This is a genomic window from Pelomonas sp. Root1217 (genome assembly GCF_001425705.1).
In the GTDB taxonomy this organism is placed as follows: domain Bacteria; phylum Pseudomonadota; class Gammaproteobacteria; order Burkholderiales; family Burkholderiaceae_C; genus Pelomonas.
Map to the genome: position 1 here is coordinate 981,378 of NZ_LMDC01000001.1, position 10,879 is coordinate 992,256.

Genomic DNA, 10,879 nt, shown 5'->3' on the forward strand with positions numbered 1-10,879 from the left:
GCATGACCACCCTCCGCGCGCCGCTGATTGGCGCTCTCGCCCTCGTCGCCGCCCTGGCGGGCTGCAGCAAGCAGAACGACGAACGCACCGCGGGCCAGAAGCTCGACGGCGCAATCGCCGACGCCAAGCAGGCCGGCAACGAGGCCAAGACCGATGCCCGTCAGGCCATGGACAAGGCTGAGACCCAGCTGAAGGACGCGACTGCGACGGCTTCGGAAGCCGCCACGGACGCGACCATCGTCACCAAGATCAACGCTGCGCTGATGGCCGATGACAGACTCAAGGCCACCAAGATCGACGTGCGCGCCGAGGACGGCCGCGTCACGCTGATCGGTACCGCCCCCGACGCCGGCTCGCAAGCGCGCGCAACGACGCTGGCCTCCGCCGTGAACGGTGTCCGCTCAGTGGACAACCAGCTCGTGGTGGCGCGCAATGGCTGACAAGCAAGGCCGTTTGCAGCTGGATGAGGCCGGCCTGGAGGCGGCGCGCGGTCATCTCGATGACGGCGCGGTCACGCCGGCCTACGGGCCGTGGCGTGACGACATCGTCAACCTCCTCAACGGCGCTCTGGCCACCGAGCTGATCTGCGTGCTGCGCTACCGCCGACACCACTTCATGGCCACGGGGCTGGAGTCGCCCAGCATTGCCGCGGAATTCCTTGTCCATGCCGATGCCGAACTCGGCCATGCCGACCGGCTGGCCGAACGCATCGTGCAGCTGGGCGGCGAACCCGACTTCAACCCGGTGGGCCTGCCCGAGCGCAGCCACGCGGACTACGACGCGGTCAACGACCTCAAGGCCATGATCAGATCCAACCTCATCGCCGAGCGAGTGGCCGTCGAAAGTTACCGCCAGATGATCCACCTGGTCGGCGACAAGGATTCCACGACCCGGCGCCTGCTGGAGGACATCCTGGCCGATGAGGAAGAGCATGCCGACGAGTTGAAGGACTGGATGGCACGTGCCTGAACCGGAGTTATCCATGCCTGTGTTGCGCGCGTTTCTCGTCGAGAACAGCCCGGTGATCCGCGAGAACCTGGCGGGCACGCTTGAGGAGATGGCCAACGTCGAAGTCATCGGCAGCGCCGGCGATGAGGAGTCGGCCGTGCATTGGATGAGCCGTGAGGCCGCCCAGAAGGCCGATGTGGTCATCGTCGATATCTTCTTGAACTCCGGCAACGGTCTGGGCGTGCTGCGTGCAGCTCAGCGTCTGGGCATGGCGGCGCGCCGCATCGTGCTGACCAATTACGCGACCGACGACATGCGCCGCCGGTGCGCCACACTGGGTGCAGAGCGCGTGTTCGACAAATGCCGCCAGCTTGATGAGCTGATCAACTATTGCGCCGATCTGGCCGCCGGGCGATCTCCGCAGATGGCGTAGTCAACCGAGAGTCGATGACAGCGGGCGCCGAGGCGCCCGTTTTGCTGTTCACCAGGTCGCCGAATAGCTGAGCATGATGCGGCGTGCCTGCGGGCGCAACGTCAGCCGGCTTTGTGAACTCAGCTGGTACGAGAACGCGCCGCGCAAGCCGGTCAAGCCTTGTCCCTTTGGGCGTTCGAAAGCCACGCGCGATGCCCAGCCGCTGTCCCGCTGCCAGAGCGGTGTTTCCACACCGCCACTCAACCTGTTGTTGAAGTTGTAGCTGACGCCAGCCCACAGGGCCTCGCGCACGGCGGCTTGCGGCCCGAGCTGAGCGGGTGAGCGAAGTTGCTGTTCGAGCCCCAGCTGATAGCGCCAGCGCGAGCGTTCGCGCTGGCGACTGAGCCATTGCGGGTCGCGCCAGTTCAGCTCAGGGTCCGATGCGTATTGCGGCGTCGCTTGGCCCGCCAGACCGATGCCAGCGGCCACACCACTGGCACTTTGGGCATGAACGCCCTGCGCCAGACACAGGCCGAGCAGCGAGCAGAGCAGGTGGAGCTTCATGGCGCAGCACTTCAAGGTTTGATGAGTCGGATGATGGGTGGCGTGCGCCGGCGGCCGTGTCGGCCTGCGGCAGTAGCAGCTATCGGACAACGGGAAGCCCGCATGCACGCGCCGATGCAGTGGCGCGCGGTCCTACAGCCTGCGACTGCACTCGCTGACGGGTGGGGCCACGGCCGCCAGCCAGACTTGCAGCGTGAGGCCCACCGGGCCTGTCAGGAGATCGCCATGAAACCCGTCACAAGCCCCCACGCCGACGACTGGCGCGCCCGTCTGCCGCCTTATGGTGAGTCCACCGATCCTGTCGTCGCACCGCCCACACGCCGCTTGCGCGACGAAGAGAGACCCCGCAGGCGGTCTAGTGCTGGCGCCTGGCTCCTCGCGCTGGGCCTGGGCGCCGCCATCACGGCGGTCACCGTTGCCACCTTGCAAGACTCCCGCACCCCGGGCACCCAGCTTGATGACGCGATTGCGAGCGTGCGCGACTTCGGCCATCGCATCGGTCAAACGGTGACGGATTCGCAGAACGCGGCCGTCGAGGCCTCGCGCAGCGCCGTCGATGGCGTTGGCACGGCCATCGATGACACGGGCATCAGCCTCAAGGTCAAGACGGCGCTTGCTGCCGACCCGGCCCTCAGCGCGCCGCGCATCGAGGTGACGACGACGGGTGGCATCGTGCGTCTGGAAGGCCCGGCCCCCGATGCGGCCGCCAAGGAACGCGCCACGGTGCTGGCCGGAGCCCCGCAGGGCGTGCGCGGTGTGGACAACCGCCTGACCCTGCCGCAAGCGGGGCGCGTGGTTGCGGTGGCGGACGGCATTCCCGCCGGGGCAAGTGCCGCGCGCTGAACTTTTCCTCTGACACTAAAAAAACCGCCGGCTCTTCAGCCGGCGGTTTTCGTCATGCCACCGCTGCGGTATCGCAGCAGTGGCGCTTCGTCACTGGAAGTAGCGTGCCTTGGCGCTGGCCTGGCAGCTGTCCTTGGCGTCGCCTGACAGCGAATCGCAGCGTTCGTTGGCGACCTTGTAGTCGGCCTTCAGCTTGGTCTCCAGTGCATCGGCCTGCGCGGTCGCGACCTTCTTGTTGGCCTTCAGGTCGGCCTTGGCCTTGTCATGCTCGGCCTTGGCTTCGGCGACGCAGACGTCCTTGGCATTGCCGGACTTGTCGTCGCACATTTCCTTGGCCAGCTTGTAGCGCGCCTCGTAGCGGGACTCAAGATAGTCGTTGTGATCCTTGACCGTGCCGGTGTACTGGTATTCGAGGTTGGCCAGGGCGACCTTTTCATGCGCCTTGGCGCGCTCGACGCACACATCCTTGGCATTGCCCGCCAGTGAGCTGCACTTGTCGCGCTCAGCCTTGAACATGGCCTTGACCTCATCCTTGGCCTGCGAATAGACCGGCTTGGTCAGATTGGCCGAAGCCGCGCCGGCAAGGCCGACCAGTGCGAGAGCACACAAAAGGCGGGAGGTGCGGATTTGCTTCGTCATGGGGATCTCCTTTGACTTGATAGGTGGCAGCGTCATGCCCTCAACAGGGCAGGTGCCACGCCGCTGAGCTTATGAATCCGCCCGTGCCGGCCGTGTCGGCGTCGCGGCTCTGTAAAGGTCGGACGAGGCCGCGTGGGCGAAGCCCAAGTGAAGCGTGAAGGCAGGCGCCCCGTTTGACGATGTGCTGTGCAATGTGGCCAAGGCAAGCGCCATCGCCGACGTGGCAGCATTGCGGGCCAGGGCCACCCGCTCAATCTTCCCCAACTCCATGATCTCCATGAAACGAATCGGACTCGCGCTTGATGTTCTTCATGGTGGCGACCTCGTTCAAGCAACCGGTGGGCGAGAAGCCGCAGAAGGAACTGCCCGTCACGCTGCCGGCGGCGCAGATGAGCCTGGACCGCGTGGGCGCCGGTGCGCCGCCGCTGACCATTGGCGTGGACAAGCAGGGCAAGCTGTATGTCGACGGCAGCCGGGTGTCGGTGCAGGAACTGCACGACCACCTCAAGCGGGAGGCGGCCAGCCGCCCCGGCCGGCCGATCCGCATCGACGGCGATGAGATGGCGCGCTACCAGGACATCGTCCACGTGCTGGATCTGTGCCAGTTCGAGGGCTTCACCAAGATCTCGATGCACACGCGCCAATGAGCTGGGAACCCCGCCGTTCTCCGCTGGGGTTCGTCGCCTTGCAGGTCATGCGCCGGCCCTACCTGTCGGTTTCCGCGGCTGCGCATGCTGCGTTGCTGGCGCTGCTCTACTACTTCGGCAGCTACCAGTTGGCGCTGCGCGAGCAGGAGGCCGAGGTGGCTTCCAGCCTGCGCGCCACCAGCCAGGCGAGCGCAGCCAAGCGCCTGCAGGATCTGCAGACCATCAAGCAATTGCTGGAGAAATCGGCTGACCGCGTCGAGAGCCAGCCTGCTCAAGCCCCGGCGGCGGCGCAGACGCCCGAGGCCATGGTGAAGCAGGCGCGGGAGGTGGCCAGGGAGATCGACGCGCTCGACAAGGACATCCAGGCCGAGGAACTGGCTGAGCTGACCGGGCTGCCCAAACCGCCGCCCCCGGCTCCGGCGCAGCAGGCGCCCGGCGCGGAAAAGACCGCGGCAAGCGACAGAGCCACCCTCAAGGTCGAGGGCGCGCCGGACAAGCCAACGCCGCAGGCCAAGGCCAAAGCCAACGACGAGCTGGCGGATGGGGACAAGTCGGGCGCAGGCAAGCGCAGCGGCGACGCGCCGGCTCCCATCACGCAGGAGATGGCGGCCAGCGAGATTGCCGCGCTCGAAGCCAAGGCCAGGGCTACGCTGGCCAAGCGCCAGCAGCGCCTGGAGGCCAAGGCGAACGGTGTGCAGGTCCAAGCGGGCAAGGCTGGCTCGGGCAGGGAGGGCGCTGGCGGCGGCTCGGCATCGTCGCCCACCAAGGGCCGCGAGCCGGGTGGGTCGGTGCTGGCGGAGATCACCGATTTCATTGGTACCGACGAGCGCATCGAGCGCGCGACGGCGTCGAAGAAATACACCGACTCCGGCTTCTTCGACCGGGGCCAGGCGCGAATCCCGCCCGTCGACGCCTCGGGCATCGTGCATGGGCGCGGCCGCATGGTGGGTGCGGGCGGCGAGTACGCCAACCGCATGTACCTGAACAGCTGGTACTTCATCGGCCCCTTTCCCGGCCGCCACGGTGCTGACCTGTTCGACAACCCCTCCTACCCACCCGAGAAGGCGGTGCTGCTGGACGCGGTGTACTACGGCAAGGACAAGCGCCTGCTCAAGTGGCGCTACGTGACTGCGCAACGCTATCCGCTGGAGCCGCCCGACCAGGCCGAGGATTCGGTCTACTACGGCTACACCGAGGTCTTCGTCGACGAGGCCAGCGACCTGACCGCATGGATAGGCGCCGATGACGATGTGCAGCTCTATCTGAACGACCGCATGGTGTGGAAGGGCGGCAACGTCAACAAGGCGACCTACTTCGACGCCATCTTCAACGGCGGCCCGAGCTATCTGCGCGACTACAACCGTACCGAGGGCCAGCGCGTGCTGCACTTCAACAAGGGCCGCAACAGGCTCTTTTTCAAGCTTTCCAATGGGCCCAACAGGGCGTTCCTGTCCCTGGTGCTCACGCGTGCGCAATCGCGTTGACAGCGGCTGCTCAGCTCGCCGACAGCGTCTTCTTCAATTGTTTTGGTCTTGCCACCCCGCCTACCAGGAGTCGATCGATGAAATGCTTTCTCTGGCTCACATGCCTCGCCGCCATGGCTTGCGGAGTGGTCACCGACGCCCTGGCCGGACCGCCCAAGAAGCTCCTCGTCGTCACGACGACGATGGGCTTTCGCCACAGCTCCATCGAGACGGCGGAACGCGTGCTGGCGTCGCTCGGCCAGTCGTCAGGTTCGTTCGACGTGGAACTGGCGGCCGTCACGCCCGTCGAAGGCACCCCTGCGGCGGCCTACGCCGAGCAGGTCAGGGCTGTGCTGGAGCGCAAGCTGAATCCTGCGGCGTTGAAGCGCTATGACGGCATCGTCTTCGCCAGCACCACGGGTGAGCTGCCGTTGCCCGACAAGGCCGCCTTCATCCAGTGGATCAGAAACGGCGGTGCCTTCATCGGCATCCACAGTGCCACCGACACCCTGCATGCCTATCGGCCCTACATCGACATGCTGGGTGGCGAGTTCGACTACCACCGCGAGCAGGTCAGCATCGAGGCCCTCAACCGCGACGCCTCGCACCCGGCGAACCGTCATCTCCCCGCCGCGTGGACTCTTGACGGCAAGCTGGAGGAAATCTACGTCTTCAAAAACTATGACCCCGGCGTGCACGAGTTGCTGGTGCTGGATCGGCATCCGAACACCCACGCGCCCGGGCATTTTCCGATTTCCTGGTGCCGGGACTTCGACAAGGGCAGGGTGTTCTACACGGCGCTGGGCCACAACGAGCATGTGTGGCTCATGCCAGCTTTCCAAAGTCACGTTCTGGGCGGCATCGAGTGGGCGCTGGGACTCAAGTAGTCGTATAAATCAGATCTGGTGGCGCAAGCCAGTTCTCATACCTACTACCGGAGGCGGTCATGAAAGCTGCGGCAGACTGGAAGATTGGGACCCGTCTGACAGCGGGATTTGCGATGGTCATCTTGCTGTTGGTCGCACTGGCCGTCATCGGCGTGACGAAGATCAACGCGGTCAATGCCAGCACCGAAATCATCCTGCACGACCGCTTCGTCAAGGTCTCGCTGGCTCACGTTGTCGAGAACGAGGTGAATGCGCAGCTGCGAGCCCTCAGGACGGCGTTGATCGCCTCCGACAAGGGAGTGGTCGACAAGGAGCTGGCCAAGATCGAAGCCTCCGTGCCCGTGGTGAACGACGCCATCCAGAAGCTGACGGCCACCGTGCACAGCGAGCGGGGCCGAGCAGCCCTGCAGGCTCTGGTTGACGGCCGGGCGAAATTCAAGGAGCACCAGACGCCTCTGATTGAAATGATCAAGGCCGGAAAGGTCGAGGAGGGGCGCACTGAACTCATCACTGGCATCCTGCCGGCACAAGGCGTCTACCTGCATGCGGTCGAGGAGTTCGCCAAGTCCCAGACCGAGAGCATGGAGCAGTTCGGCGCCGAGGCCAAGGAAACCGCCACTGCAGCAAAGTTCCTCATGATCCTGCTGTCGGCGATCGCCGTGGTCCTTGCAACCCTGATTGCCGTCTTGCTGACCCGCTCGATCACGAGGCCGATCGCCCAGGCGCTGCACCTCGCCGAGACGGTCGCGTCCGGCGACCTGACCTCGGAAATCAAGGCGCATGGCCGCGACGAAACGGGCCAACTGCTGTTGGCGCTGCAGTCGATGAACCAGAGCCTGGTGCGCATCGTGGACCAGGTGCGCCTGAGCAGCGATTCGATTGCGACGGGTTCGCAACAAATCGCTACCGGTAGCGCGGATCTGTCGCAGCGCACTGAAGAGCAGGCCTCCAATCTGGAGGAAACCGCCTCATCGATGGAGGAGCTTACGGCCACCGTTCAGCGCAGCGCCGCGTCCGCGCGTGAGGCTGCTGCGCTGGCCGGCGCTGCCAGCAAGGTGGCGACGCGCGGCGGCGCGGTGGTTTCGGAGGTGGTCACGACCATGGGCAACATCAGCGCGAGCTCGCGCAAGATTGCCGACATCACCGGCGTGATCGACGGCATCGCCTTCCAGACGAATATCCTGGCTCTGAATGCTGCTGTCGAGGCGGCGCGAGCGGGCGAGCATGGCCGTGGATTCGCGGTGGTTGCAGGTGAGGTGCGCACGCTGGCACAGCGCGCCGCCACCGCAGCCAAGGAAATCAAGGTGTTGATCGGCGAGAGCGTGGAGCGGGTGGATGCCGGCGTGCGGCTTGTCGAAGGTGCAGGCGTGACGATGGAAGAGATCGTGGGCAACGTCCGGCAGGTCGCGACACTGATTGCAGAGATCGGCTCCGCCGCGGACCAGCAGAGCGTTGGCATCGGCGAGGTCAGCAGCGCCGTGAACCAGCTGGATCAGGTGACCCAGCAGAACGCGGCGCTGGTGGAGGAATCGGCGGCTGCCGCGGACAGCCTGAGCCAGCAGGCGCGGCGCCTGACCGAAGTGGTTGGCGTGTTCAAGCTGGGCACTGGGCAATGAGCGCGTAACGGCTGAGGATCGGCAAGCGGGCCGGTTGGCGACCGCTCGGGTGCGTGACCCGCACCTGCAGCGGCATGCTCGCAGCCCTACCTCTTCCGGTTGCCGCTGCTGAGGTCACTTGCCGGTTGCCCAGCCTTGCCTTGCTGCTCCAGCGTGGCTTTGATGAAGGGTTGCGCGGCCTCCAGGGCGTAGCTGAGTTCCACCTTTTGCATCACGCTTCCCTTGTCGACCGTCCACTCCTTGAAGGGCGCGTCGGGCACGGGATCGCGGCGCATCTCGGCGAGGATGTCGCCACGGGTCACGCCTGCTTCCAGGCGGCCCTGCCACTGCTTGGCCCACCGGGCCATGGGCTCGTCGCGCACGTTCTGTACCAGCGAAACAAGTGTCTGGTGTGCCTCGTCTGCATTGCCAGCATAGGCGTAGGCCAGCGCTGCGGAGCGGGCGAGCGCGTCGACTTCGCGTGCGGTCTGCCAGGCCGAGATGACACCCTCCAGCGCTGCGCTGTCCGGGGCATCCGTGGCGGCCACCTCGGTCTTGAAGGCGGCCAAGGCAGCTTCCGGCGATTGCGGGTTCAAGCCGCGGGCGCGTTGCAGATGGCCCTGGGCGGCCTGGAGATAGGCGCGCCTGGCATCGCCCTCGTTGCGCTCGGCCAGGCGCAGGTTCGCCATGCCCAGCAGATAGCGTGCCTCGAAATTGGCGTCATCCCCTCGCAGCACGGCGTTCAGCGCCGGCAAGGCCTCCTGCGGGTTCCCCCATTCGATCTGCGCCCGGCTCAAGGTGAGGCGGGCCAGGTCGTCGTTCGGGAACTGCGCCGCCAGGCCGGCGACCTTCTTCAACAGTGCCTCCCCGGCTGGCCGGCTCGGGCAGGCCTTCAAGGCGGCATCCGCCAGCACGAATTCGCCCGCCGCGCGGGGCAGTGCATGGAACCTCAGCTGCGCAGCCGGAAGGGACGGTTGTGCCACCCGCAGGGCCTGCATGCCACTCAGGCCATACCGCCACATCACCGTGCTGATCTCGGATGCCTTGACACCGTAGGCCCGTTCGAAGGCTGTCGTCGGGGAGGCGCCGCGGTCGACGAGCCCGAGATAGCGGTTCAGGCGCTTGCGCCTGTCGTCCGACGACAGCATGTAGTGCGTCAGCAGCCACGACTTCGCCTCGAACTCCAGGCGCACGCCCGCGTCGCCAGCGTAGTTGTGGGCGTTGGCGAGCCTGTGTTGCAGGACGTCGTCGTATTCGAGGCTGTACCTTCGGCCGTCATCGATGAACTTCAGGTAGCTGCCGATGGCTTTCGGTGTGCGACCCACCACCATCTGCTTTTCCGAGAACCGCACGGCGGAGAAATACTGCGCGAAGCCATCGATGAACGACGTCGGGGTGCGGATGTCCGTGTGGCGATAGAGAAAGTGCCGCGCATACGCCTCGAAGACATAGGACAGCGTGTCGTTCAGCGAGGACTTGTCGAGCTGCTCGTCGCGCAGGCTGGGGACGCGTTCCAGATGCACCCCGAATCCCTGGACGCCGGAGGTGCAGCTGCTGTACAGGCCGACCGCATCGGCCGGCACGCTGGCGTCGATCTCACCCAGGGCAGAGGCACGGCTGTGGTAGTACAGCGTCAGCTTCGGCTCCGCCTGCTCGGCCTGGTGGGCGGGCAAGGTGGGCAGGGTGTAGACACGCAGCAGATGGTCGAGCTTCTCCAGGTTGTTCAGCAGCTGCGTGACGTCTTCCTGGTTGGCGTCGGAGTACACGACGAAGCGCTGGCTTTCAGCCCGGAACCACGCGGAGAGGTCGCCCCTCTTGCCGGCCACCACCACGCGCGGTTCCAGATTCGTCGGGCCGGATTGCTGGGCGCCAGCGGAGCAGGCCGACAGCAGACAGAGGGCGGCAGCGAGCGTGTTCGCCCAGGGGCCGTTGCGCATGTGAAATTCCTTTTGAATGTGTGCGGGCGAGTGGAACGCCGCCGGTCCGATTTTCGTCGTCAGCGCGCGAGCGCAGTCATTGCCGCTGCTGTCTTTACTCGACTTCGCGTGTCTACGAAGGTCTGGTTAGCGACGGGCGGAGAAGGGTGCGCCAGGCAATGGCCATCAAGGCGTGCACAGGAACGGTTTCGCCGCTGTGGCCGTGACCGTGGAGGCCGGCTTCATTTGTGCAACCAGCTTTGGCAGGGCCAGCGCCAATGCGGCGCGATCCTGCGCGGTGTCGCGGCGCAGCGTCACGCTGTCGTTGTCACCGAGGACGAAGTTGCCGATGTATGTGGCACGACCTGCAGGCAGCAGGAATGCCTGGTCCTTCGCAGCGAGCCTGCCGCCGTTGAAGGCGCTGTAGATGTAGTGCCCCGGGGGCACGTCGAAGGCGAAGAAGCGAGTCGGGCCCGCAACGCCGGGCACGCTGGCCTCGATCCGGTTGTACGAAAAGCAATTGCCCGTGATCTTCTGCTGGGCCGCGTCGTACTGGTCCAGGACCACCCCGAACCGTTCGAAGCGCCACGGGCGGTCCACCGTGACGCCGACCACGGCGATGGTGCGCTCACCGTGCGGATCCAGCGCCGCGCCGTCGTAGGGCTTGGCTGCGTTGATCACGCAGCCTGTCAGCCAAGCCGTCGCGGCGAGCGCGAGCCAGCGGGCCGCGTGGCGTTGTCGAAGTGTCATTGGGCCTTCGGCTCGATGTGCAGGATCACGCGCTGGTAACGGGTGAGGGCGGGCGTGCCCTTGTCGGTGACCTGCACGATGACGTGAGCGGTGGCCGGCGCGTCCAACTCGGGTGTGCGCAGGCCGATGCGGGCCTGGACCTCGGCACCCAGCGGCAGAGGGGCTTTCAGCGTGCCGGCTTCGGGGTAGGCGAGCCACAGGAAGCTCAGGCTGTC

At 65.9% G+C, this 10,879-nt stretch carries 13 protein-coding genes; 8 read left to right on the plus strand and 5 right to left on the minus strand.

All coding sequences use genetic code 11. The features are described from left to right. Positions 1 to 2 precede the first annotated feature (2 nt). From ASC95_RS04560 to ASC95_RS04570, 3 genes are read left to right on the plus strand one after another with little or no spacing between them, the layout of a single operon-like run. The gene (locus tag ASC95_RS04560; RefSeq protein ID WP_162250711.1) at positions 3 to 440 is read left to right on the plus strand and encodes a BON domain-containing protein; all 438 of its coding nucleotides are present in this window, start codon (positions 3 to 5) and stop codon (positions 438 to 440) included. Continuing rightward, positions 433 to 969 carry a bacterioferritin gene (locus ASC95_RS04565; protein WP_057296550.1) on the plus strand — a complete coding sequence of 179 codons (537 nt, stop codon included), beginning with the start codon at positions 433 to 435 and terminating at the stop codon, positions 967 to 969. The genes ASC95_RS04560 and ASC95_RS04565 overlap by 8 nt, the downstream gene beginning before the upstream one ends. Continuing rightward, the gene (locus ASC95_RS04570) at positions 962 to 1,381 is read left to right on the plus strand and encodes a response regulator transcription factor (protein ID WP_369820579.1); all 420 of its coding nucleotides are present in this window, start codon (positions 962 to 964) and stop codon (positions 1,379 to 1,381) included. Before ASC95_RS04565 ends, ASC95_RS04570 begins: the two co-directional genes overlap by 8 nt. Positions 1,382 to 1,429: 48 nt before the next feature. On the opposite strand, the gene ASC95_RS04575 is transcribed toward ASC95_RS04570, so the two are convergent. Beyond that, positions 1,430 to 1,924, minus strand: coding sequence for a hypothetical protein (locus tag ASC95_RS04575; protein WP_057296552.1), 495 nt, complete (start codon positions 1,922 to 1,924; stop codon positions 1,430 to 1,432). A 225-nt stretch (positions 1,925 to 2,149) separates the two neighbouring features. Here ASC95_RS04575 and ASC95_RS04580 point away from each other — a divergent pair, with 225 nt between their 5' ends. After that, positions 2,150 to 2,767 (plus strand): BON domain-containing protein, encoded by a 618-nt coding sequence (locus tag ASC95_RS04580; RefSeq protein WP_057296553.1) that lies wholly within the window; start codon positions 2,150 to 2,152, stop codon positions 2,765 to 2,767. A 90-nt stretch (positions 2,768 to 2,857) separates the two neighbouring features. Here the strand turns inward: ASC95_RS04580 and ASC95_RS04585 are convergent, their stop codons facing one another. Beyond that, entirely contained in the window at positions 2,858 to 3,406 is a 549-nt protein-coding gene (locus ASC95_RS04585) for a hypothetical protein (RefSeq protein ID WP_057296554.1), read from the minus strand. Between the two features lie 302 nt (positions 3,407 to 3,708). On the opposite strand from ASC95_RS04585, the gene ASC95_RS04595 reads away from it, so the two are divergent. The 4 genes from ASC95_RS04595 (at position 3,709) to ASC95_RS32300 (ending at position 8,019) form a co-directional block, all read left to right on the plus strand. After that, positions 3,709 to 4,053 (plus strand): biopolymer transporter ExbD, encoded by a 345-nt coding sequence (locus tag ASC95_RS04595; RefSeq protein ID WP_057296556.1) that lies wholly within the window; start codon positions 3,709 to 3,711, stop codon positions 4,051 to 4,053. Beyond that, positions 4,050 to 5,537, plus strand: a complete 1,488-nt coding sequence (locus ASC95_RS04600) for a hypothetical protein (RefSeq protein WP_057296557.1) — start codon at positions 4,050 to 4,052, stop codon at positions 5,535 to 5,537. Before ASC95_RS04595 ends, ASC95_RS04600 begins: the two co-directional genes overlap by 4 nt. 77 nt (positions 5,538 to 5,614) lie before the next feature. Beyond that, complete coding sequence (locus ASC95_RS04605) at positions 5,615 to 6,403, plus strand: ThuA domain-containing protein (RefSeq protein ID WP_082567474.1); 789 nt, start codon at positions 5,615 to 5,617, stop codon at positions 6,401 to 6,403. 59 nt (positions 6,404 to 6,462) lie between these two features. Continuing rightward, a complete protein-coding gene (locus ASC95_RS32300) occupies positions 6,463 to 8,019 on the plus strand; it encodes a methyl-accepting chemotaxis protein (RefSeq protein ID WP_057296559.1) in 1,557 nt (518 codons plus the stop codon). Positions 8,020 to 8,105: 86 nt separating this feature from the next. On the opposite strand, the gene ASC95_RS04615 is transcribed toward ASC95_RS32300, so the two are convergent. The 3 genes from ASC95_RS04615 to ASC95_RS31305 form a co-directional block, all read right to left on the minus strand. Beyond that, positions 8,106 to 9,935: a hypothetical protein gene (locus tag ASC95_RS04615; RefSeq protein WP_057296560.1), complete on the minus strand. Its 1,830-nt coding sequence runs from the start codon at positions 9,933 to 9,935 to the stop codon at positions 8,106 to 8,108. Positions 9,936 to 10,100: 165 nt separating this feature from the next. Further along, positions 10,101 to 10,595 (minus strand): hypothetical protein, encoded by a 495-nt coding sequence (locus ASC95_RS29715; RefSeq protein WP_157255950.1) that lies wholly within the window; start codon positions 10,593 to 10,595, stop codon positions 10,101 to 10,103. A gap of 65 nt (positions 10,596 to 10,660) precedes the next feature. Then, a partial coding sequence (locus ASC95_RS31305) for a hypothetical protein (protein ID WP_200960065.1) occupies positions 10,661 to 10,879 on the minus strand: 219 nt, incomplete at its 5' end.